This window comes from Moorena sp. SIOASIH, from assembly GCF_010671925.1.
GTDB lineage: Bacteria > Cyanobacteriota > Cyanobacteriia > Cyanobacteriales > Coleofasciculaceae > Moorena.
In genome coordinates this window covers 209,697-232,255 of record NZ_JAAHIH010000007.1, presented here as the reverse complement: position 1 = coordinate 232,255, position 22,559 = coordinate 209,697, and the positions used below count along the sequence as shown (strand labels likewise).

General features: G+C 43.7%; 25 protein-coding genes. 12 read left to right on the top strand and 13 right to left on the bottom strand.

Annotated elements, in window-relative coordinates; all coding sequences use genetic code 11:
- The first annotated feature begins 319 nt into the window (after positions 1 to 319).
- From F6J90_RS37155 to F6J90_RS37135, 5 genes are all read left to right on the top strand, one after another.
- Entirely contained in the window at positions 320 to 2,902 is a 2,583-nt protein-coding gene (locus F6J90_RS37155) for a hybrid sensor histidine kinase/response regulator (RefSeq protein WP_293105999.1), read from the top strand.
- Between the two features lie 98 nt (positions 2,903 to 3,000).
- Positions 3,001 to 3,159 carry a hypothetical protein gene (locus F6J90_RS37150; protein WP_293105996.1) on the top strand — a complete coding sequence of 53 codons (159 nt, stop codon included), beginning with the start codon at positions 3,001 to 3,003 and terminating at the stop codon, positions 3,157 to 3,159.
- Complete coding sequence (locus F6J90_RS37145) at positions 3,156 to 4,166, top strand: chemotaxis response regulator protein-glutamate methylesterase (RefSeq protein ID WP_293105993.1); 1,011 nt, start codon at positions 3,156 to 3,158, stop codon at positions 4,164 to 4,166. Before F6J90_RS37150 ends, F6J90_RS37145 begins: the two co-directional genes overlap by 4 nt.
- A 216-nt stretch (positions 4,167 to 4,382) precedes the next feature.
- On the top strand, positions 4,383 to 5,900 hold the full coding sequence (locus F6J90_RS37140) for an adenylate/guanylate cyclase domain-containing protein (protein ID WP_293105990.1): 1,518 nt from the start codon (positions 4,383 to 4,385) through the stop codon (positions 5,898 to 5,900).
- Positions 5,901 to 6,423: 523 nt separating this feature from the next.
- A complete protein-coding gene (locus F6J90_RS37135; protein ID WP_293105988.1) occupies positions 6,424 to 7,329 on the top strand; it encodes an ion transporter in 906 nt (301 codons plus the stop codon).
- Between the two features lie 116 nt (positions 7,330 to 7,445).
- On the opposite strand, the gene F6J90_RS37130 is transcribed toward F6J90_RS37135, so the two are convergent.
- A complete protein-coding gene (locus tag F6J90_RS37130) occupies positions 7,446 to 8,456 on the bottom strand; it encodes a hypothetical protein (protein WP_293105985.1) in 1,011 nt (336 codons plus the stop codon).
- Between the two features lie 49 nt (positions 8,457 to 8,505).
- Here F6J90_RS37130 and F6J90_RS37125 point away from each other — a divergent pair, with 49 nt between their 5' ends.
- The gene (locus tag F6J90_RS37125) at positions 8,506 to 8,748 is read left to right on the top strand and encodes a hypothetical protein (RefSeq protein WP_293105982.1); all 243 of its coding nucleotides are present in this window, start codon (positions 8,506 to 8,508) and stop codon (positions 8,746 to 8,748) included.
- 7 nt (positions 8,749 to 8,755) lie between these two features.
- Here F6J90_RS37125 and F6J90_RS37120 read toward each other — a convergent pair whose 3' ends face one another.
- From F6J90_RS37120 to F6J90_RS37095, 6 genes are all read right to left on the bottom strand, one after another.
- Entirely contained in the window at positions 8,756 to 10,231 is a 1,476-nt protein-coding gene (locus tag F6J90_RS37120; RefSeq protein ID WP_293105979.1) for a mechanosensitive ion channel domain-containing protein, read from the bottom strand.
- 980 nt (positions 10,232 to 11,211) lie between these two features.
- Positions 11,212 to 11,556, bottom strand: coding sequence for a XisI protein (locus F6J90_RS37115; protein ID WP_293105976.1), 345 nt, complete (start codon positions 11,554 to 11,556; stop codon positions 11,212 to 11,214).
- 24 nt (positions 11,557 to 11,580) lie between these two features.
- Positions 11,581 to 11,712: a hypothetical protein gene (locus F6J90_RS37110; RefSeq protein ID WP_293105973.1), complete on the bottom strand. Its 132-nt coding sequence runs from the start codon at positions 11,710 to 11,712 to the stop codon at positions 11,581 to 11,583.
- Between the two features lie 14 nt (positions 11,713 to 11,726).
- Positions 11,727 to 12,098, bottom strand: a complete 372-nt coding sequence (locus F6J90_RS37105) for a XisH family protein (RefSeq protein WP_293105970.1) — start codon at positions 12,096 to 12,098, stop codon at positions 11,727 to 11,729.
- 189 nt (positions 12,099 to 12,287) lie between these two features.
- Positions 12,288 to 12,554 carry a hypothetical protein gene (locus tag F6J90_RS37100; RefSeq protein WP_293105967.1) on the bottom strand — a complete coding sequence of 89 codons (267 nt, stop codon included), beginning with the start codon at positions 12,552 to 12,554 and terminating at the stop codon, positions 12,288 to 12,290.
- Positions 12,555 to 12,826: 272 nt separating this feature from the next.
- On the bottom strand, positions 12,827 to 13,135 hold the full coding sequence (locus tag F6J90_RS37095) for a hypothetical protein (RefSeq protein WP_070392978.1): 309 nt from the start codon (positions 13,133 to 13,135) through the stop codon (positions 12,827 to 12,829).
- 284 nt (positions 13,136 to 13,419) lie between these two features.
- On the opposite strand from F6J90_RS37095, the gene F6J90_RS37090 reads away from it, so the two are divergent.
- A complete protein-coding gene (locus F6J90_RS37090; protein WP_293105964.1) occupies positions 13,420 to 13,629 on the top strand; it encodes a hypothetical protein in 210 nt (69 codons plus the stop codon).
- 83 nt (positions 13,630 to 13,712) lie between these two features.
- On the opposite strand, the gene F6J90_RS37085 is transcribed toward F6J90_RS37090, so the two are convergent.
- From F6J90_RS37085 to F6J90_RS37070, 4 genes are all read right to left on the bottom strand, one after another.
- Positions 13,713 to 13,979, bottom strand: a complete 267-nt coding sequence (locus F6J90_RS37085; protein WP_293105961.1) for a type II toxin-antitoxin system YafQ family toxin — start codon at positions 13,977 to 13,979, stop codon at positions 13,713 to 13,715.
- A complete protein-coding gene (locus F6J90_RS37080; protein WP_293105959.1) occupies positions 13,979 to 14,239 on the bottom strand; it encodes a hypothetical protein in 261 nt (86 codons plus the stop codon). Before F6J90_RS37080 ends, F6J90_RS37085 begins: the two co-directional genes overlap by 1 nt.
- A 184-nt stretch (positions 14,240 to 14,423) precedes the next feature.
- Positions 14,424 to 14,579: a hypothetical protein gene (locus F6J90_RS37075; protein ID WP_293105956.1), complete on the bottom strand. Its 156-nt coding sequence runs from the start codon at positions 14,577 to 14,579 to the stop codon at positions 14,424 to 14,426.
- A gap of 509 nt (positions 14,580 to 15,088) precedes the next feature.
- Positions 15,089 to 16,279, bottom strand: coding sequence for a DUF4157 domain-containing protein (locus F6J90_RS37070; RefSeq protein WP_293105953.1), 1,191 nt, complete (start codon positions 16,277 to 16,279; stop codon positions 15,089 to 15,091).
- 73 nt (positions 16,280 to 16,352) lie between these two features.
- Here F6J90_RS37070 and F6J90_RS37065 point away from each other — a divergent pair, with 73 nt between their 5' ends.
- Positions 16,353 to 18,554: an ATP-binding protein gene (locus F6J90_RS37065; RefSeq protein WP_293105950.1), complete on the top strand. Its 2,202-nt coding sequence runs from the start codon at positions 16,353 to 16,355 to the stop codon at positions 18,552 to 18,554.
- Positions 18,555 to 18,932: 378 nt separating this feature from the next.
- Here the strand turns inward: F6J90_RS37065 and F6J90_RS37060 are convergent, their stop codons facing one another.
- Together F6J90_RS37060 and F6J90_RS37055 are read right to left on the bottom strand one after the other, a co-directional pair.
- Positions 18,933 to 19,385, bottom strand: coding sequence for a helix-turn-helix domain-containing protein (locus F6J90_RS37060; RefSeq protein WP_293083775.1), 453 nt, complete (start codon positions 19,383 to 19,385; stop codon positions 18,933 to 18,935).
- Positions 19,386 to 19,538: 153 nt separating this feature from the next.
- Positions 19,539 to 19,667 carry a hypothetical protein gene (locus F6J90_RS37055; RefSeq protein ID WP_293105947.1) on the bottom strand — a complete coding sequence of 43 codons (129 nt, stop codon included), beginning with the start codon at positions 19,665 to 19,667 and terminating at the stop codon, positions 19,539 to 19,541.
- A gap of 71 nt (positions 19,668 to 19,738) precedes the next feature.
- Here F6J90_RS37055 and F6J90_RS37050 point away from each other — a divergent pair, with 71 nt between their 5' ends.
- The 4 genes from F6J90_RS37050 to F6J90_RS37035 all read left to right on the top strand — a co-directional run bounded on the left by F6J90_RS37050 (position 19,739) and on the right by F6J90_RS37035 (position 22,384).
- Positions 19,739 to 19,906: a hypothetical protein gene (locus F6J90_RS37050; RefSeq protein ID WP_293105944.1), complete on the top strand. Its 168-nt coding sequence runs from the start codon at positions 19,739 to 19,741 to the stop codon at positions 19,904 to 19,906.
- A 124-nt stretch (positions 19,907 to 20,030) separates the two neighbouring features.
- Positions 20,031 to 20,267, top strand: coding sequence for a hypothetical protein (locus F6J90_RS37045; RefSeq protein WP_293105942.1), 237 nt, complete (start codon positions 20,031 to 20,033; stop codon positions 20,265 to 20,267).
- A gap of 115 nt (positions 20,268 to 20,382) precedes the next feature.
- Positions 20,383 to 21,342, top strand: a complete 960-nt coding sequence (locus F6J90_RS37040; RefSeq protein WP_293105939.1) for a DUF4351 domain-containing protein — start codon at positions 20,383 to 20,385, stop codon at positions 21,340 to 21,342.
- Positions 21,343 to 21,421: 79 nt separating this feature from the next.
- Positions 21,422 to 22,384, top strand: coding sequence for a DUF4351 domain-containing protein (locus tag F6J90_RS37035; protein WP_293105936.1), 963 nt, complete (start codon positions 21,422 to 21,424; stop codon positions 22,382 to 22,384).
- Positions 22,385 to 22,559 lie beyond the last annotated feature (175 nt).

Genomic DNA, 22,559 nt, shown 5'->3' with positions numbered 1-22,559 from the left:
CGTATCAGCTATCAGCTATTAGCGTGTCGCGTATCAGCTATCAGCTATTAGCTATCAGCTATTAGCGTGTCGCGTATCAGCTATCAGCCATCAGTTATTAGCTATCAGCTATTAGCGTGTCGCGTATCAGCTATCAGCCATCAGTCATCAGCTATCAGTCATCAGCTATCAGCTATCAGCCAAAGGTCTATGGCCACGCTACTTGAGGTGCGAACAGCTTTTGAATAAAATAAGCAGACCGCTGACGGCTGACGGCTGATAGCTGATAGCTGAATGCTTAAAAAATATCATAAATCCAAACTCTAAACTCTAAAATCCTATGACAGACAGTGGACAAGATATGAGCAATTTCTCCATGTTGGATTTATTCCGCATGGAGGTGGAAAGCCAAGCAGCGATATTAAATGACAATTTATTGGCTCTGGAAAGTAATCCTTCCTCCAGCCAAGAATTGGAATCCCTAATGCGTGCTGCCCATTCCATTAAAGGTGCTGCCCGGATTGTCCAAATTGATGCTGCCGTTAACATCGCTCATATCATGGAGGATTGCTTTGTGGCAGCTATGAATAAAACGATTACCCTCAAGGCAGATCACATTGATATCCTGCTGCAAGGTGTCGATTTCCTCCAACAAATCAGCCAAGTTGGTGAAGTTAATTTAGACCAATGGCTGTCTGAACATGGGCAAGCCATTGAAGGTCAGAGTATTGCGATCGCTAAAATTCTCGCACCAGAATCTGCACCCTCCTCCCCACAACAGCCATCTCCATCTGCTGCCCCTAGTACCTCCGAGCCACAGAAGTCGGAAAAACTAAGCGCTATAGATTATCCTTCCGAAGTTTCCACTCTTGATAGTACGAATACAGCCATAGAGACTCAAGAGCAAACTGTTGATCAGCAAACTGTTGATCAGCAAAATCTTGATCAGCAAAATCTTGATCAGGTAGTAACTCACCAGGCTCAAACCGATTCTCCCCCTCAAGTACCTAGTCAGGAGTCTCAAAATAGCACGATAGAGATTAAAAGTCAACCCTTGGAGCAGGCTGTTAGCCACAAGCCTCAAACCGAAGTGGCTGCCAAAGAAAATCAATCCTCATCTACCCCAGGGAATGATTTAACGAAGCAACCATCGATTGCTTTGGATAGTGCCAAAAAGGCGGAAGCTAAAGAGAGAGTTGTGCGAGTCAGTGCTGAAAACTTAAATAGCTTAATGGGTTTAGCTGGTGAATCCCTAGTGGAGGCGAATTGGCTACAACCGTTTGCTGATTCCTTGATCACCCTCAAGAAACACCAAATGGAATTATCGAAGATCCTGGAAAAATTACAGGATTCTTTAGCAATATCCCAGGTGAATCAAGTGGGGGAGGAATATCTGAAAGTTGCTCGACAAAAGGAACAGGAATGTCGGGAAATTTTGGGCGATCGCATGAGTGAACTAGAACTGTATGCTCGTCGCACTGCTAATCTTTCGGATCGTCTTTACCGAGAAGTGATTGCGTCTCACATGCGTCCTTTTGCTGATGGGGTACAGAGTTTTCCTCGGATGATTCGGGATATAGCCAGAAAGCTGAATAAACAAGTTAAATTAGAAATTACCGGCAAATCTACGGCAGTAGATCGAGATATTTTACAGAAACTAGAAGCACCACTGACTCATATTTTGCGTAACTCTGTAGACCATGGTATTGAACCTCCCCAAGAGCGTGTAGCAATGGGGAAACTAGCCCAAGGCACAGTGCGACTGGAAGCTGTTCATCGTGGTGGGATGTTATCGATTACTGTTGCTGACGATGGCAAAGGCATAGATCCAGAGAAATTGCGGGAAAAAATTGTCCGCAAAAAAATGATCACCCCAGAGATGGCAAGCCAGCTAGCTGAACATGAGCTGATGGAGTTTCTATTTTTGCCGGGATTTTCTACTGCTAAGCAGGTAACCGAAATTTCTGGTCGTGGCGTTGGTTTAGATATTGCCAAGAGTATGGCACAAGAGGTAGGTGGCACCCTGCGAGCTACCTCTAAGCTAGGGCAAGGAACGAGTTTCCACTTCCAATTGCCTTTGACTCTATCAGTTATTCGTACCCTATTAGTGGATATATATGGTGAACCTTATGCGTTCCCTTTAGCACGAATTGACAAAATTGTCATGGTAGAGAAAACCGAAATTTCTGTAGTAGAAAACCGGCAATATTTTACCCTTAATGATGAAAACATTGGACTGGTAGCTGCCCATCAAGTGTTGGAGTTAGATGACTCTTATATCAAATCTGAAACCCTACCAGTCGTGATCATCAGTGACCAATCGAACCGTTTTGGATTAGTAGTTGATAAATTTTTAGGTGAACGGGATTTGGTGGTTCGACCATTAGATCCGAGGCTGGGCAAAGTTCAGGATATCAATGCTGCTGCTTTGATGGGAGACGGTTCCCCGATTCTAATTGTGGATGTGTCAGATTTAGTGCGCTCCATTGATAATCTACTCAATAACCGCCAGTTGAACCAAGTCAGTGGTGATACTGATGATACTGATATCCAACAGCCGAAACGAATTCTAGTAGTTGATGATTCCATTACCGTGCGGCAAATGGAACGTAAGTTACTGGAAAACCAAGGTTATGAGGTGGAAGTAGCTGTTAATGGCATGGATGGTTGGAACGCTGTTCGCACCAACCCTTATGATTTAGTGATCAGTGATATTGATATGCCCCGCATGAACGGCATTGAGCTAGTCAGCCATATTAAAAGCCATGATAAATTAAAATCAATCCCTGTGATTATTATTTCCTATAAAGACCGGGAACAAGACCGTATTCAAGGTTTGGAAGCTGGAGCAGATTATTATCTAACCAAGAGTAGTTTTCATGATGATTCTTTGTTGAATGCGGTGATTGACTTAATTGGGTAGTAGGGAGTATTCATTGGTGAGTTTGGATGGCTTGCTTGTTAATTTTAAATGGTAAACTTGGAATCCAAGCTTATTAATTAATAAGGTGGAATTAACCAATGAATAAAATCGAGTATAGCGTTAATCATACTTATGTTGATCATACTTATGAGCTACATTCAATTTTCTATTCCCGACTCCCGACTCCCGACTCCCGACTCCCGACTCCCGACTCCCTACTCCCTTATCAAAAAGTAATCAGCATTTTTATGACATGAAAATAGCAATTGTTAATAATTCAATGATGGCAGTAGAGACCCTGCGGCGTGTCTTGATGGCGGTTCCAGACTATAAAGTAGCTTGGGTGGCTAGTGATGGTGCTGAAGCTATTGCCAAATGTGCCAAAGACCTCCCAGACTTAATTTTGATGAATTTGACAATGCCAGTAATAGATGGGGTTGAGGCAACTCGCCAGATCATGAAACATTCCCCCTGTGCGATTTTAGTGGTAACCGCTAGCGTCCAGCAGAATTCATCTAAAGTATTTGAAGCCCTGGGATATGGAGCCTTAGATGCTGTCAGTCTGCCAGTGTTGGGCACTCGCGGTAACCCAGACGCTGCCCAAGAACTACTTACTAAAATTGCTACCATTGGTAAACTGATCGGAAAATCCACCCCAAATTCAAAATCCCCAGCCCGAAATTCCCAACTCCATATTCCGCCGTTAATCGCAATTGGTGCTTCTACTGGAGGACCAAAGGCTCTAGCAACGATTCTCTCCAACATACCAGCAAGTTTCAGTGCAGCAATTGTGATTGTCCAGCATGTGGATGTGCAGTTTGCTTCAGGATTAGTGGACTGGTTGAATAATCAGACACCATTGGGAGTCCAACTAGCGTCTGACGGTAGCCGTCCGCAAGTAGGGAAAGTATTGATTGCTGGAACCAAAGACCACCTGTTTTTAACCTCGAATTTGAGGTTAACCTACACCAGCAAACCCAGTAATTATCCCTACCGCCCCTCCGTGGATGTTTTTTTCAAAAGTGTAGCCGAGTACTGGAAGCGCAAGGGCACCGCTGTCTTGTTAACTGGCATGGGTAGAGATGGAGCTGAAGGGCTAAAACTATTGCGCTCTAAAGGTTGGCATACTATTGCCCAAGATAAAAGCAGTTGCGTGGTTTATGGGATGCCGAAAGCAGCAGCAGAGTTGAAGGCGGCGGTGGAAATTTTGCCCCTAGATGCGATCGCACCTGCCCTAATCAAGGGATTAGCTTTTAAGCCTTAGCTAAATTCCAATATCACTTTTATTCCACAACACTGCTCCCTTATAATAATTAAAAATATCTGACTATTAATAACAATTGCCATGACATAGTTTTCCCAGTTTGCCCAGAGTATTGAACCAAATTTGATAAACTACTATACGAATTAGCTAACCCTAGGTGATTTATCGATGCTTGACCTGATCTAATTGATAGCCAAAGCGGACATTACAAATAAAATGGTGACCCAAGAGCCGATTAAAGTCCTACTTATCGATGATCAACCCATGATCGGCGAAGCCATCCGTCGTATGTTGGCTCCGGAAAAGGATATTATCTTCCGCTACTGTCAGGATCCAACTGAAACCTTAAAGGTAGCTAAGGAGTACCAACCAACGGTCATTCTACAAGACTTGGTCATGCCGGAGATGGATGGCTTGTTGTTAGTGCGTTTTCTGCGCTCTAAGGATTCGCCGACTCGACCTATTCCCCTGATTGTACTCTCAAGTAAAGAAGAACCAGTAATTAAAGCCAAAGCCTTTGGATTTGGAGCAAATGATTACTTAGTAAAACTGCCAGATCGGGTAGAACTAATTGCTCGGATTCGTTACCATTCCAAAGCCTATCTTAACTTTCTGAAACGGACCGAAGCTGAAGAGCAGCTTAAAGCTGAAAATCTGCGCCAGTCAAAGTATATAAAACAGGTAGAAAAGGTGACAGTAGCAGCCGCCGCTGTGGAAAATGATACATTTAAACCTGAAAATTTAGAGGAAGTAGCCGCTCGGAGCGACGAGTTAGGACGACTAGCACGAGTTTTCCGGCAAATGGTTCAAACTGTAAAAGCCCGTGAGCAAGAATTGACTCAAGCCAATGAAACTCTGGAAACCCTAAAAAATTCCTTTGCTCGGTTTTTCCCATTTGAATATCTAAATTTTCTGGACAAGGACAATGTGATTCATGTCCAATTAGGGGACCACGTTAGTAAAGAAATGGCGGTGATGTTCAGTGATATTCGCTCCTTCACTACCATTTCAGAGAGTATGACACCAAAGGAAAACTTTGACTTCGTCAATGCCTATCTTAAGCGTGTTAGTCCTGAAATTCGCAATCACGATGGCTTTATTGTCAAATTTCTAGGGGATGGCATGATGGCAATTTTCCCTGATGGCGCTGATGATGCTGTCTGTGCTGGAATTGCCAAGCTCAAAAAAGTCCACCAATACAATCAAAAGCGCGAAGCCAAGGGTTATTTACCGATTCAAGTAGGGATTGGCATCCACTATGGTCACATGATGGTGGGGATGGTTGGAGAGACATTCCGAATGCAGGGGGATGCTTTTTCTGATAATGTTAACTTAACCGCTCGTTTGGAAGGCTTGACTAAGTTTTATGGGGTTTCTTTCTTAATTTCTGAGCAAACCTTAGAGAAACTGAGCAATCCAAATCACTATCAAATTCGGTTTCTAGATCGAGCAATTGTGAAAGGTAGAAATGAACCCATTGCCATCTATGAAGTGCTGGATGGTGAGACGGAGGCAGTTAGGGAATTGAAGTTAAAAACGCAACTGAAATTTGAACAAGGTTTAGAGTGTTATCGCACTCAAGGATTTGACAAGGCTTTACAATATTTTAATCACGTGTTAATGGTGAATCCTTTGGATAAGACCGCTGCCTTATATGTGGAGCGAATTAACCAGTTGATGGCCCAAGGGGTGCCACTGGATTGGGATGGAGTTTGGCGATTTACCAAGAAGTAAGCTATTTGGGTTAATGGGAGTAGGGAGTAGGGAGTAGGGAGTAGGGAGTAGGGAGTAGGGAGTAGGGAGTAGGGAGTAGGGAGTAGGGAGTAGGGAGTAGGGAGTAGGGAGTAGGGAGTAGGGCTAAATTGATAACTGCTATACAGCCTTTTTCATAGCTATGAGGTACAAAGGTTTTTTTCCCTGTTCCCTGTTACCTGTTCCCAGATCCGCTGCTCCGTTCGCGTTTGGCCGTAGGCCACGCGGGGCGCGTTCGCGCAGCGTCTGGCTCTGCCAGTAAGCGTGGCCCACGGCCTTAGCTACCTGCTCCCATTAGCCCAAGACGAAAGTACCTCATCCAATGGAAAACTGCTATATATAGTATAGTAATAATTGCCTAAGGATCTTGGTAATACAGTTTAGTCATTAGTGCTTAGCAATCACTAATGACTAATAACCAATGACCAAGCACCCGGAATGATAAGTATTCATCGGCACATAATATCACAAGTTGCCGACTGTAATTGTTTATCTAATTTTTTTTATGCAGGTAGCACTCCAAAAAATCTCTAATTCTGAAATCTTCCAGACTATAGTTCTCAGCGTAATAATCTTGGCTAGCATTATAGTAGGTCTGGAAACCTATCCATCATTTACGGCAAAGTACGGCACTATTGTCAATTTTATCGAACATATAATATTAGGGTTTTTTATCGCTGAAATTTTTATTAAGATAGGGGCTGAAGGTAGTAATCCATGGCGCTATTTTAAAAATGGTTGGAATCTATTTGATTTCTTCATTGTTGTGGCTTTACTATTGCCCATTGATAATCAATATTTTATAGTGCTACGTATGCTTAGGCTGCTGAGAGTATTTAGGCTAATCTCTGCTTTGCCTCGCTTACAAATACTCGTCCGAGCTCTACTCAAAAGCCTACCATCCATGGGCTATGTCTTTTTGCTTCTCTGTATTTTGTTCTATATTTATGGGGTAGCCGGAACTTTTTTATTTGCTGACAACGATCCGATTCACTTTTCTTCCTTACCCAAATCTATCTTGTCTCTATTTCAAGTAGTAACCCTAGAAGGTTGGACAGATTTGATGTACATTCAGATGTATGGCTGCGAACGCTACGGTTACGATGGTATAGAAGAACTTTGCACAAATCCCTCAGTTTCACCCCTGATTGGTGTCCTTTTTTTTGTGAGCTTTGTGATGTTGGGGGCGATGATTACTATCAATCTGTTTGTTGGGATTATCACCAGCAATATCAGTGATAGTGTCAATGAATTCAAGCAGGAGCAGGAGGAAAAGTTGGATAAGGTGCTCAAGGAGCAGAATCAATTTAGCAAAGTTTCCAGACTTGAAGGTCAGTTATTAGCAATTCAAAAACAATTGAAAGATATGCATATTTCCTTAGAGCGTATCCGAACAGATATTTCCGAGTGATTATTGAGCTATTATTTCTCACCCTCGATTTTAGTAGTTTTTAGGTGATTCGGCAATACTATCATTGATGGCAATTTTGCTCTTGATTTGAAGCTGATATCACCTACTTTTTTAACCTACTTTTTAACATACTTATCGAGCTCGAAAAACTCAATCAATTTCTCAAAATTGGTGTCATTAGCGGTAGGAGTTGAGAATTCAATAGCTTTAATTATGGCTGGATTCAAATACTTAAAAACCTCATGGGTTAAAACCGAAATTGCTTCGGCTGTAAACCCTTTAAGTTCACGAGCCAATCTAGTCATTCGTCCCTTAGCAAAATTGACTTGAAAGCGAGTCCTCTTTAGCAGGCGTTGTCTAAGATTTTCATAAAGTGTTTGTTTATCGATAGCTTGGGAATCGGGAAAATCGCGATTCAAAATGATGGGGATAATATCAGTATTTTCTTCTAGAAATAGCAGACTGCCTTCCTCGTTAAATGCTTCAATCCCTTCCATTCCCAAAGTGCCTAAATCAGCCAAAGCAATAATCCGAGCTACCAGAGATAGGTTTTTATCAGAATAGTAAAGGTCAGGTTGGTAAATTGTATTGTCTGAAGTATCATAGCAACAAATGGTAGCGTTAATGGCTTCTGTAATGATTTGTAAATCTGAATCGGTAAACAAGGCCAGATGGTTAGGAGTTTGCTTACTTATCCATTCATTCTGATTTTTGATGTAATCCAAAAGCTTAGTAATTGTAGCAGCTTCGCTCACACCACTTTCTCGCCGTCTAGAGGTATAGGGTTGGATTTGAGGGACAAACTCTTGCACCATATCGTGAGCAATGGCGCACAGATCGATTAACTGTTTCATTCTGCTCAGATAGTCTGGTGCTATATCATTGTCCAGACCAGCTTCCCAATAGGGTCTGATGGTTTGGAAAATCCGATCAGCTCTACGCTGAACTCCCTTAACATGGTCACAAGTATGATAGTAAAGCTGTTTTCGCTCCGTTTCTTTTTCCATTTCCAACAGAGCAAAGGTTTTCACCCTAGTGACTGCTTCGACAAAGGAGCTAGGAAGCTGAGCTAAATCATCAATTGAGGGGTGTGGTAGATACTGATTATCCTGATTTAGTTTATTCATGAGAGTTGTTTTGATGACTATACCAATCCTAAATGAATTGTGATAATTTTTGTTCCCTTTTCCCTACTCCCTACGAGTGCATCTCAGTTTTGAAATTAGACAAAAATTCAGGCGAAAATTCCCGCGCCCGGGCCCCACACTCCCCACACTCCCCACACTCCCCACACTCCCCACACTCCCCACACTCCCCACACTTGCGATATTTTTTACAAATATGAGATGCACCCACTCCCTACTCCCTACTCCCTGTTCCCTGTTCCCTGTTCCCTGTTCCCTTTGGTATAATAACTGAATCGGTTTTAAATACCAAAAATTGATTTAATACGTTTGCGAATCTCGGCGAAAGGAGTTTCGTCTTCCTCTGTGGCACTGACGGTTATTCCTAAGCGTTCCAATGTCTCTTGACGTTTGGATAATTCTTCAGAAATTCGGTCAGCTAATTCTTCGTGCTTAGCCAATAGACTTTGTAAATTGCCTCGATCCACCACAAACAGCATTGTCTCTTCTAGGGTACGAAGAGTAGCAGTACGGGGAGTACCCATCAGCAGAGACATCTCCCCGATAAACTCCCCAGACTTACGGGTAGCGACTCGTTTTCCAATCGATTCCACGAACACTTCCACTGTTCCAGATAGGATAATATAAAATGAGTCCCCTGGATCGTTTTCCCGACAGATGGTTTCGTCAGCTGGGAGAGTTTTCCGATAGCCCTCTTCAATGATATGTCGCAGTTCCATATCGCTACAGTTTTCAAAATAACTTACTTGCCGCAATAGATCCGCCAGCTTCCAGGGTTTAGGGGATTCAGACTTGGGTTTGGGTTTGTCTGGAGCTGATTGATTGTGGATTGAGGAGGAGCCATTAGTCACCCCGGGCCTTTGTAATTGTCGAAACAGGGAAACTAAGGCTTCTGGATTGTGAATACGCAAGTTTCGCTCAGGGTGGCCGGGTTCGATGTGGTGCGATCGCATTTCAGTATCAATCAGATAATACAAAGCGCTTTTAATCGCTTCGATCTCTGCTGGTTGATCGATCCAAACTAAAAGCTCAAAATCCATCCCTTCCTCTCCATAGCCCTTGAACCAAACCTGGGGAGAGGGAGAGGATAAAACGCGGGGTTCTTGGCGGGCAGCAGCTAACAGCACCTCTGTGATCACAAGGGGCTCCAATTCATCGGGAAAGTTCATTGGAATTTGGAGACGACTTGTAGGGTCTTGGTAGCTCCAGTTAATGACATTATTTTGGACAAAACTGTTATTCGGAATAATCACACAAACGTTGTGGATGGTTCGTATTACTGTAGAGCGAATCGATATTTTTTCCACAGTTCCTGACAGATTATCGATTTCTATATAGTCTCCCACTTTAATCGGTTGATCTAGCAGGATAGTCAGACCACTGATAAAATTGCTAGCTAGATCTTGTAGTCCAATTCCAAAGCCAATACCGAGAGCACCAGCAAAGATGGCTAAGGAACTTAGGTTAATCCCCGACGTTTGTAGAGCGATTAAAAACCCTAAGATGCTTAGAATGTAACCGATAATAGAAGCGAGGGCTTCGCGAGTACCCCGATCCATCCTGAAACGGCTCAGTAACCAATGTTTAATCAGAGCCTTGATGGTACGGGAGATAATAATAGCGATGATACATAAAAACAGGAATTTGCCTAAGAAACTCAGAGAAAAGGCTTGGTCACCAAATTCAAATAGCTTAGCGGTAAATACCCTAGAGATGGCATTCCATAGTTTCTGTAGCTGTGTAATAATCCAAATCATCAGAAGTTTTGAAAAGGGAACAGGGGAAGAGTGTGGGGCGGGGGCGCGGGGCTTTCAGGGGTAGGTTTTTTTCTTTGGAGATAGGTAATAGGTAATAGGTAATAGGTAATGGGGAATGGGGAATGGGGAATGGGGAATGGGGACCCACCCCTAACCCCGACCAGTGCGTACGCTACTATAGTAGGGTGGGCAAATTATCCTAGTAATACCAATTGATCACCAATCATGTCCATAAGCCCACCCTACTACTGTTCCCAAAGATAGGCTTTGGGTGGGCAATATATCAAATTAATACAATTTCATCACCAATCCTGTCCATAAGCCCACCCTACAACCTGAGTAGGGTGGGCAATATATCAAATTAATACAATTTCATCACCAATCATGTCCATTTGCCCACCAAACCAGTGCGTACGCTACTATAGTAGGGTGGGCAAATTATCCTAGTAATACCAATTGATCACCAATCATGTCCATAAGCCCACCCTACAACCTGAGTAGTGCGATCGCATTCCGTAGGCTCGGGTGGGCAAATTCTGATCCCACATTCCGCAGGTTCGTCCTCAATTTGAATAATTTTCTCTTTGCTTACAAGCCAAAGCTATATCCTGCAAAGGTTTCATTGATTTGAGTATGAAGAGCCATTTTGCCCACCTTTATTCTCAATTGGTTAGGATTTTTGAGAATGGCTGAACTTGCGATCGCTCAGTTTCCCATAGTGTCGTAAAAAATATTCTATATCCAAGCTAACCTGCGGAATGTGGGCTGATCCCTTGGCAATTTCTTCCTTCATCTTGTCCATTTGCCCACCCTACTTTATCAGCTCCTTTACTTCAGCCTTCTGCCTTGCTTTCGGCGCTTAGTATAACTATTCAACCGGACATGATATCATGTCCATTTGCCCACCCGACAAGATCAGCGTACGCACTGACGGCTGACCGCTGACCGCTGTTCGCGCAGCGTGCGCGTAGCGCATATGCTTACTTTGTGCCATAGCCTGAGTATTGGCGCATAGAAGGTGGCTGAAACCCAATAACAATATCATTTTTGGGAACGTTCATATTAACCAGATCTTGACCAATATCCCATTCAGTATTGTTATTCTGAATCCAGATTTTGCCATTTTTAATCTCTAAATGAACTGAACAGCCATAAACTCTTTCTTTCTTGTCCCAGCCGATGGCCATTACTTGATAATGGTCGTTTTCCGTATCAAAAATGCTATGAATTTCAATGTCACCATGAGAGGGTTTGTAACTGGCATATTGACTCAGTAGTTGCTTGATTATGCTGCGATAAGTTTGAAGCTTTTCTAGCTTTTCCATGATACAATTACCTCATTATCAATGTCATAACTTATAGCAAGTCTTATACCCATGAGGTACAAATCTCTGGATTTTAGGGAGCAGGGAGCAGGGAGCAGGGAGCAGGGAAGAGGGAAGAGGGAAGAGGGAAGAGAAAAAAAATAATGTGTACCTCATAGGTATGAGAAACGCTATAATAGTTTAAGTTGGTACTCTTGAATAACAAGTTGAGGAAATTCCTTCTGGAAAAACCTTCGGTAGGTGGTATCTGGAACCGCCAAAAATAATTTTCGTTCTGGATCTTTTACCTTTAAGGCTACTCGATAGTTAATGAATTGACCAATGGCAAGGTGGAAGTCTGTAATAGAGGAGGGATTAATAAAACTTTTGATTTCCACTGCAATCCGCTGACCATTTCTTTCTGCCGCAATTAGTTTTTCGGCACCCAGATCAATAAAAAATTCTACTCCGCCGACTTTCAAAAAAAACGGATCATCGGTAATTTGCCAACCATCTTTAATTAAGGCATTTTTAACAACATCATGAAATAAGTCTTTTGCCATTACTCTTGCTCCCTTGGATCACAGGACCTGTGGTATTTAAAGCGTTGGCGGAGGATAACGTAGAAGGCGTAGGGTGGGCAAATAATGTTTGAAAGACCATTGGATTAGTTATCATGTCGATTTGCCCACCCTACTACAAGCAAGGGGTAGGGTGGGCAAATTATCAAAGTAATACCATTTGTACATCAATCATGTCGATTTGCCCACCCTACTACCTACTTTTCGCTTCATAACTTGGGCGACTTGACCGTATCTTTCTCCAGTTAACCCTTCTAATGTATCATGTTCAATATCCTCATCCTGTCCTAATTTACTCGTCCATTTTCCGTTTAATAGTTGTCTAGCAACATGAGTGGGTTGATCATTTAACATGTAAATGGCTATTTTTTGATAATTTTCTTCTAAATCAGGGGTTTCACAGATTACATAACCAAGAGGAGCGGGTAGGGTGGGCAAATACTAAACGGAAGGCAATTTGATCTCGAACCCAAGACCATTTGCCCACCAAACTACAAGAGTGCGTACGCACTCAACTCTTGGGACATTAACGGGCCAATAACTCTGTTTCATTGGATCTGGCCACCACCATCTTTGAGTATCTTCAGCCGCCCAAGCCACACAATTATAATCAATTGTATCAGCACTGGTAACGTGATAATTTGTAGATACTAAATTCGGATAATCCCTTTCAATCCATTGTCTGACCTGCGATAACCACGCCTCATTCCCTACCATTTATAACCGTTACGGAGTCCCCAATTTAGCCATGCTTCGATCATTTTTTGAGTATTCCCCTGATGTTCTTCTTGAACAGGATCTTCTCTAGTAATGGATTTTAAAGCCCAAAACCACCGTCCTGATTTTTGTTCAAGTTCCCTTAATAATAACGGAATTGCCTCTTTTCCCATGCCAATTATTTGTTGATAAGCAGGATGCATAGCTGCTTGAGTGGTTGATGAAATTCCTCTGGTTTCTTCCCGCCACTGGTGAACGAGTTGCCTAAACGTTTGTTCGATATCTTCTTGAATTAGGGACATTTTATCTCCATTTTGTGGTTGTAAGCTATTCAGAATTTAGATTGGGATACCTAAATTGCTCAAAGGGAACAGCGGATCTGGGAACAGCGATGCAGCGCGGTCTTGGGGGTTTCCCCCATGAGCGACTGCATCAAGACGGGAACGGGAAAAAACCAATTTAAATGCCCATCAGCTTATAATATCATGTCCGGATAATTAGTTATAAAAAACTTTATCCCTTGATACCTTACTCCTTTACTTCTGCCTTCTGCCTTCTGCCTTGCTTTTGCGTCTAGCGATCGCCTTTGGCGCGGCTTCGCCGATCGCATTCGGAGCGGGTAGGGTGGGCAAATACTAAACGGAAGGCAATTTCATCAGGAACCCAAGACCATTTGCCCACCCTACTTTATCTGCGTACGCACTCTTCCACTGTTCCCTGTTCCCTGTTCCCTGTTCCCTGTTCCCTGTTCCCTGTTCCCTGTTCCCTGTTCCCTGTTCCCTGTTCCCAGGCGTAGGGTGGGCAAATCATCAACCATTAACCAATTGATCATCAATCATGTCCATTTGCCCACCCTACTACTTCCAAATTCATGATCATTTAGAATAAATCTGCATGGGAACCGGAACGAACCAGAAAAAGATTGGTTTCTGAGGTTTTGTAGATTAAAATCCAGTCTGGTTCGATATGACAATCTCGGTATCCACTCCAATTTCCCGTTAAGGCATGATCTTTGTATTTGGGTTCTAGTTCTTTTCTCTCTAATAATTTCTCAATAACGGTTTTAAGCTTTTCCATATTTTTGCCACGCTTCTGTAGCCGTTTTACGTCTTTCTTAAAGCGGTTTTCAAAAACAGGTGATAGCATTAAATTCCCAGTTCATTGTAGAGAGATTCTTTATTGGCACAAACGGTCAAGTTTTTTTGTTCTTCAATATTTATAATCGCTTGTTGGGTCTCTTCATTGAAGTCGTTAATTGTATAAGTGTTCTCTTCAATTCGTTTCTCTGTTTCAGCTTGCTGCAAAATAAGCGCGAGGTGTTTTTGTAAATAAATGGCTAGGGCGTTTTGTTGTTCTTCCGAAAGCTGTGCGATCTGCTCAAAGGTTTCTTGGATTAATTTAGTCATGGGTTGTTTTTACGAAACCGTATTGTACGAAATTGTAGCACTTTGACATCCTCCCACCGCGCTCATCAAAGATTATAGTGCGATCGCACTCAGTGGCGTAGGGTGGGCAAATTATCAAAGTAATACTATTTGATCACCAATCATGTCCATTTGCCCACCCTACAGCTTCGCATTGAGACTTACCTTAACCATTGGTGGCGGTGGGTGAGAAGTGGGGTGGATGGGGTGAGTCTGGTTGGTTTTCGGTTGGTGGTTTACATGGCTTTAACCCAACCAACAATAGAGGCGATCCCATTCCGTAGGGTTTGGTGGGCAAAAAATGAGAGTTTGGCAATTTCATCAGGAATCATTTCCATTTGCCCACCCTACAAGATCTTTAACCCAACATACAACAACAGAGGCGTACCCATTCCGTAGTCATGGTTAAGGATATTTTGGTTTCTGTTTGAATATAGATGGTGCGTTACATTTCACCGCGAAGCACCCTACAAGAGCGTCCCCACTGTTCTTGAGCCCCGCGCCCACGACCAATTCCTACCCCATACTATTTCCTATATTGACCGCTTTCATTGGCTATCCGGGGTACCGTAAGATCATCGCCTCCCCCTCTAACCATATCTGTTTTTACCTATTGCTCCCATTAACCATTGCGTATAAACCTCGCTTACCATTGATTTCTGTGAGATATATTTTTTTATTGCCAAGCTCCTTTTCTGCATATTTTTCGACTTTTAACCTTGCCTGTTGGGTGAGCCACCTCGTTGGAGATTCAATCTGGACTGGTACATCTATCCAAGAGCTTCGTATCCTTTATTTCGACACCCAACACCTGCCTGTTTTTGTCCCCTTTTATTGTACCTTCTCTACCGCATGTCCCATGTGCGAACCACTTTTCACCGTGCCGTCATCCAAGACCTGCGCGTCGAATACTATGAGTCCTTCAGCCGGACTTTTTTGGGCTCTTATCTCCCCTGTCTTACTCTTAGTAGTGCGATCGAATTTCTCCATTATGACCGTATTACTGTCATTTTCATCTTCACGCATTTTCCTGACCATTTCATTTTTCTTATCAAATTCCTGCTCCTGACTGAAGTATACAACTGTGCGATCATCATCCTTGTTTTGAACCTGTTCTGGTGCTCGTTCTATGTTGATCGGAGCGTATCTTTCTAAACCTTGCAGGCTTACTGTATACTCGGAATTGGCGACCAACTCCATTTTGTTGTCAGTGGTAAACTTGGCCGGCACGTTCTCCCATGGGGACAACTGTTTTACTTTCGTCTGCGGGGTTTCCTTCAATTCTACGGTTTTTGGTACTAACGGACTGGATAATGCTTCTTTCCCCCGGTTGTCCGCCTCTCTCTCCATCCCGGCATCTTCATTGATTTGATCTTTCCCATTTATTTTCCTTGTTGGCTTCACCCGACCTTGCTTCTGCTGCACCACATGCCACGCCTCATGGGGCAAATGCTTCTCCTGCCCCGGCCCCACATGAATCTCCGTCCCCTGTGCATACGCCAATGCCTGCAATTGTGCCGGTTTCTCCGAGTTGTAATGCACCCTCACATCATCCATCGAATAGCCCGATAGGTTCTCTATTCCTGCCTTGAGGCGATCAGGCAAGCCAGTTTTGTTTTCTTTTTTGCTACTCACTGCCCTCATGCTTTCGCCATAGGTCACCGAATCCCCCGTCAACGGTTGTGCTCTCCGCTGCACCATCATCCTTTTCGGCTGCACTTGATGCCCACCGTGATTCGCCCCTTGCCTGCTTCTCTCTCCCGGCTGTCCCAAAGAAAACTTCCCTTGCTGCCCGATTTCTCTCCTTCCCCTTTCCGGTTGGGTTACTCCTGATTCTAAGGTGCGCATCACTTTTGCACTCATACTTCCCCATTCCCCGACCGCCTCTTCCGCGTTCCACTCCCTTTCCTCTGCATCCAATATTTCTCTTATACCTTTCCGTCTGGAGTCTTTCTTTTTTTGTTCATCTGACAACGAGGTAGAGTGAGAATATTTCGGTTTATAGGTATGAGTAGTGCGCATAGCTTTTTCCTTTTACCATGTACCCTATTAGAAAACAATATCAGTCGATCCCACCGTCTTCATGGAGCGCGACATGGCACCCCTTTCTCAAACCAACTGGTATCACACTAATTTTATATCTCTGTTACAAGAAATCGATCGAGTTCGTAACTATTTAAAAAACTACATAGAAGGTAAAGAAAATCAACAAATCGTTACTGAATTTGTTGACGATACCTCTGCCCTGGCTCAACTTTGTCTCCTATTCAATCTAACCCCAATTGAAAGGGATATCCTGCTCATGTGCGTGGGCCAGGAAATAGAACCTATGTTCCAGTCTTTGGTGGCCATTGCCCAAAAAAATCATCCTCACAAAAACTATCCTAGTCTAAGTTTAGCTATGGACGCCCTGCCCGGAGCCAGTTGGGATGTCCTTTCTCCCCAAAGCCCTTTATTTTACTGGCAACTGCTCCAGATTGAACCAGGAAGAATCCTAACCAAGTCCCCCCTAATAATTGACCAGCATATCCTCTGCTTTTTGTTAGGATACGATACTACAGACCAGGAATTAGCAGGCAAGATCATACCCCAACCGCCTCAGACTAACCCGGTTTTTTTGCCTCCCTCTCAGTTAAGTATAGGGTCGCAATTGATAAGCATTTGGTCTGGGGGCGAGGGGAGAAATAGCTATCCCGTGGTGCAATTATCTGGCTCGGATCGAACCACTAAATACCAAATTGCATCGGCCACTTGTCAGGATTTGGGGAAAAAGTTACATACTCTAGAACCTGCCGCTCTGACCACCAAGCCCCAGGAAGTTTACCAACTCGCGAAGCGTTGGCAAAGGGAAGCATTACTGAGCAATAGTGTCCTGTTTATTGACTGCGATAGTTATAATTTTACAGAGCCTGGGCGGGAGTATGCTCTGAGGCATTTTATTGATAGTAACAATACTCGTTTAATCCTCAGCAGCAATGACCGAAAAATTGACTGTCAGCGGACTCTTGTTAACCTAGACATCCCCCCTTTGAGCCACCAGGAACAATATGACCTGTGGGAATACCATATAGGGTCAGCAGCAGCAGAACTTAACGGTCAACTTGAGCGCGTGGCCGTACAGTTTAACCTCAATACTGCTTCTATTCAAGCCGCCTGTGATCAATTCAAAATTCAAAATTCAAAATTCCCACAAAATCCCGGATCTAGCCCCCCTAGCGCCCTAACCCACCCCTACCCCCTCCCAGGAGGGGAACCTGGGGGAGACAGATATCAAAATCCCCAAATAACAAACAGCGAAGCCTCCTCTGGTTTCCCCCTTTTTAAGGGGGACGGAAGGGGGATCTCGGATAGGGAAGCCTCCTCTGGTTTCCCCCTTTTTAAGGGGGACGGAAGGGGGATCTCGGATAATGGGGGCAAAAATCTCAAAGACGAAACCCACCAATCAACTCAATTATGGGATATCTGCCGCCAAATAGCCCGTAATCAATTAGATCACTTAGCGCAACCGATCCATGCTACTGCTACCTGGGACGATCTCGTTTTACCAACCCCACAACGGCTGCTTCTTGGGGATATTGCCACTCATCTCAGACACAAGTTTAAAGTCTATCAGCAATGGGGTTTCGCCCAAAAAGGCCATCGGGGTTTGGGCATCAGCGCCCTATTTTACGGGGCTAGCGGTACTGGTAAAACCATGGCAGCAGAGGTATTAGCCCAGGAATTTCGCCTGGATCTTTATCGCATCGACCTAAGTAGAGTAGTCAGTAAATATATTGGTGAGACGGAAAAGAATCTGCGGCGGATCTTTGATGCAGCAGAAACCGGAAGTGCTATTCTACTGTTTGACGAAGCGGATGCCCTGTTTGGTAAGCGTACCCAAGTTAAAGACAGTCACGACCGCCACGCTAACATCGAAGTCAGCTATTTGCTGCAACGTATGGAAGCCTATCAAGGGTTAGCAATTTTGACAACCAATTTCCAAAGCGCACTCGATAGTGCCTTTCAGCGCCGGATTCGCTTTGTGGTGGAGTTTCCAATTCCGGGACCCGAAATCCGTACCCAAATTTGGCAGCGGATTTTTCCTCCCCAGACCCCAACCCTTAACTTAAATTACCAGAAACTGGGTCAACTCAATGTAGCTGGTGGAAATATTCGCAATATTGCCCTTAATGCCGCATTTTTGGCCGCCGCAGCGGATGAACCCGTGAACATGGAACATATCTTAGAAGCGACAAAACGGGAATATCTTAAGTTGAAGAAAATGTTGACAAACGAAGAGATTGAAGGGTGGTTTTAGTGTAAGCATTCAGCTCTCAGCTCTCAGCTCTCAGCTCTCAGCTCTCAGCTCTCAGCTCTCAGTAGTAGGGTGGGCAAATACCAAGCCAATCACCATTTAATCTGGAATTCTGTCATTTGCCCACCCTACAATAACTATAGCTATCAGTAGTAGGGTGGGCAAATACCAAGCCAATCACCATTTAATCTGGAATTCTGTCATTTGCCCACCCTACAATAACTATAGCTTTTGAATAAAATAAGCTGACGGCTGACAGCTGACGGCTGACAGCTGACGGCTGAATGCTTACTAGCGATCGCGCTTTCATACTTCCATATCTTGATGCAAGGCCGAATAATGAAATAGATAATTTTGAATAGTCGCAAAGCCTTGACCGACTTAGCTAATAGCCGGAAAACTACCACCAATAAAGTGAATATCACTGAAGGTTTCGATCCACAAACGAGCACCACAATCAAGGGGATTATCCGGCTGATAAACAATCTTACAAGGACCAAGGATTTCCACCTCATTACCGTAGAGATTAGTGCCCTTTCGTTTTACTGAAATCACTGGCTTCCGGTCTTTGGGGCTTTTCTTCATATTCGAGCCAATGTGATTGCGATTGACATTAATCTTCGCTAAAGCTGGCGGACGACTAGTGCGCCATTTCCCCTTTGGTCCACGATTACCTTTAGTAATTTGTGGCAAATGGTTGAACAGAGGAATAATCCAGAATTTCCCGCTTTTATAGGCACCCCGGACCCGACCCTTCTCTAGGAGTTGGCGCAATCTTCGAGAGGAAATTCCTAATAGAGATGCTGCTTCAGTAGTTCCAACGCACTTGTTCATCAGTTGTCTCCCCATTAACTATTCCGATAATAATAGTTTAAGTAAAAAAAGAGAAATTGACAATTTATTTTTTTAGGGAACAGGGAATAGGGAACAGGGAATAGGGAGGAAAGTGTGGTAAAAGTGGTAGATATGGTAAGGGTGGAGAGCAAGTCAAGTGCTGTGTTTATCAACAATAAGCGACTGCGTCAAAACCGGAATAGTTAGGAAATCCGGAATCGGGAATCGGGAATCGGGAATCGGGAATCGGGAATGCGATCGCGTAGCGTGACCTACGGCCAATCGCGGAGCGGCTCCAAGCCCCATCGCACATAGTTACTTAAATAAAATAATTAATCAATTAATTATTTAGCTTGGTACACAGGATTTTTCCCCACTCCACTACTCCCTGTTCCCTGTTCCCTGTTCCCTACTCCCTATTCCCTATTCCCTATTCCCTATTCCCTATTCCCTATTCCCTGTTCCCTGTTCCCTTCTCCCAACATTTGTTACAAAACTTTTCAAAATATGTTATAATATAGTATTTTTTGTGTTATAATAAAAATACCGTGGGCGCTAGAACGTTCCACGGTAAGAGCCAGCCGACAGTTTCTCTCGGCTACAGGCTGGCTCTGGAGCCCCAGTTAAGGAGATACCTAATATTTTATGTCGTACTCTCAACGCCTCTACCCATGGGCGCTCATTCGCCTATTGCCGAACATGCAGCGGGTGGTTGTTCGTCGTTTCCGGAACCGTTCTGACGCGGAGGGTCACTTGCAGGCCCTGAAACGGCTGATGCCTGAGGAAAAATTTATTATTATCTTCGATTTAGGAGACCCTATGGACGGCGAGTCTATAGACGGCGAGTCTACAGACGGCGAGTCTATAGACGAAGAATCTTAAGAAACAGGAAGTAGTGTGAAAAGCCCAGCTCTTCACTAATCAAATTTTAGTTGGACCCCAGAAATAGTCCTGGATGTAACTCAATATTTAGTCTTGATTCGATCAATTGTATTGTATGGCAAAACGTGCAGATATTGGTAGCAAACGCCTAATCAGTCTCGCTCCTAATGCTTGGGTGCAATGGGTAACCGGTAATCCCCAAGTGCGGGCATCTCAGTTACTTGATGCTGAGTTTCAATGGATTAGTCGCGAAAGCGATGTGATTGTCAAAGCTTCTAGTCCTGAACATCAAGAATTTCTGATTCTCAATGAATTACAACTACGGTATGACCAGAACATGCCTCAGAGAATGCGCAATTATGTCGCTTTAGCTGAGGAAAAATACAACCTATCCGCTTATCCAGTATTAATTAACATCTTGCCGCCCCCAGCCACAGTCACCATTGAAAATTGCTACGACAAGGAATTCATGGGATTAAAAGCCCGTCAAGATTATCGGGTAATTAATCTGTGGGAAGTAGAGGCTGAATTAGTATTAGAACAACCTTTGCCTCCCCTATTTCCATTTGTCCCAATTTTATTTGGAGGTGGTAGTGAATCGAAATTGCGGTCAGCGGTGCAGGCTTTACGAGCGGATCAAACCTTAAATCAACTAGAACCGCTCTTAGCGTTCTTTGCTAGTTTTGTGCTAGAGATACCTTTAATTCAACAAATCATGAGGTGGGATATGACAGTATTACGAGAATCACCCTGGTATCAAGAGATTTTACAAGAGGGTGTGGCTCAAGGGATTGAGCAAGGCATTGAACAAGGGATTGAACAAGGGATTGAACAAGGCATCCAACAAGGGGTTGAACAAGGGATTGAACAAGGGATTGAACGAGGGATTGAACAAGGCATCCAACAAGAACGTCGAGGAAGTTTAGAGCGCATCCTTAAACTGCGATTTTCCGAGATTCCTGTCGAGATATCCGTCAGAATTCAAGCCTTAACTCTCGAACAATTAGAAGAGTTGATGGCCACAGCATTAACGGTTAACTCCCTAGATGAGTTTAGTGAACATTTGCCGAATTAATTAAATAAGGCCACACCCCACCTCGACCGTGGGGTGGGCATGACTCAGTAATTAGTATTGATTCGATCAATTGTATTGTATGGCAAAACGTGCAGATATTGGTAGCAAACGCCTAATCAGTCTCGCTCCTAATGCTTGGGTGCAATGGGTAACCGGTAATCCCCAAGTGCGGGCATCTCAGTTACTCGATGCTGAGTTTCAATGGATTAGTCGCGAAAGCGATGTAATTGTAAAAGCGTCTAGCCCGGAACACTCCGAATTTCTGATTCTCAATGAATTACAACTACGGTATGACCAGAACATGCCTCAGAGAATGCGCAATTATGTCGCTTTAGCTGAGGAAAAATACAACCTATCCGCTTATCCGGTATTAATTAACATCTTGCCGCCCCCAAGCACGGTCACAATCGAAGACTGTTACGACAGTGAATTTATGGGATTAAAAGCCCGTCAAGATTATCGGGTAATTAATCTGTGGGAAGTAGAGGCTGAATTAGTATTAGAACAACCTTTGCCTCCCCTATTTCCATTTGTACCAATTTTATTTGGAGGTGGTAGCGAATCAAAATTGCGCTCAGCGGTGCAGGCGCTACGAGCGGATCAAACCTTGAATCAACTAGAACCGCTCTTAGCTTTCTTTGCTAGTTTTGTATTAGCGATGCAGCGCGGTCTTGGGGGTTTCCCCCATGAGCGACTGCATCAAGAAGAGATACCCTTAATTCAACAAATCATGAGGTGGGATATGACAGTATTACGAGAATCACCCTGGTATCAAGAGATTTTACAAGAGGGTGTTGCTCAAGGGATTGAACAAGGGGTTGAACAAGGGATTGAACAAGGGATTGAACGAGGGATTGAACAAGGCATCCAACAAGAACGTCGAGGCAGTTTAGAGCGCATCCTTAAACTGCGATTTTCAGAGATTCCTGTCGAGATATCCGTCAGAATTCAAGCCTTAACTCTCGAACAATTAGAAGAGTTGATGGCCACGGCATTAACCGTTAACTCCCTAGATGAGTTTAGTGAACATTTGCCCAATTAATTAAATAAGGCCACACCCCACCTCGACCGTGGGGTGGGTTTTCCTCTTGATTTTACAACTTCGATGAGTGACAGAACAGAGATATTCAAAAGCACCTCAAGTAGCACCATCTGTAGCGCTAATCGCTGATAGCTGATAGCTGAACGCGCACGCGTGCGCGTAGCGCTAATCGCTG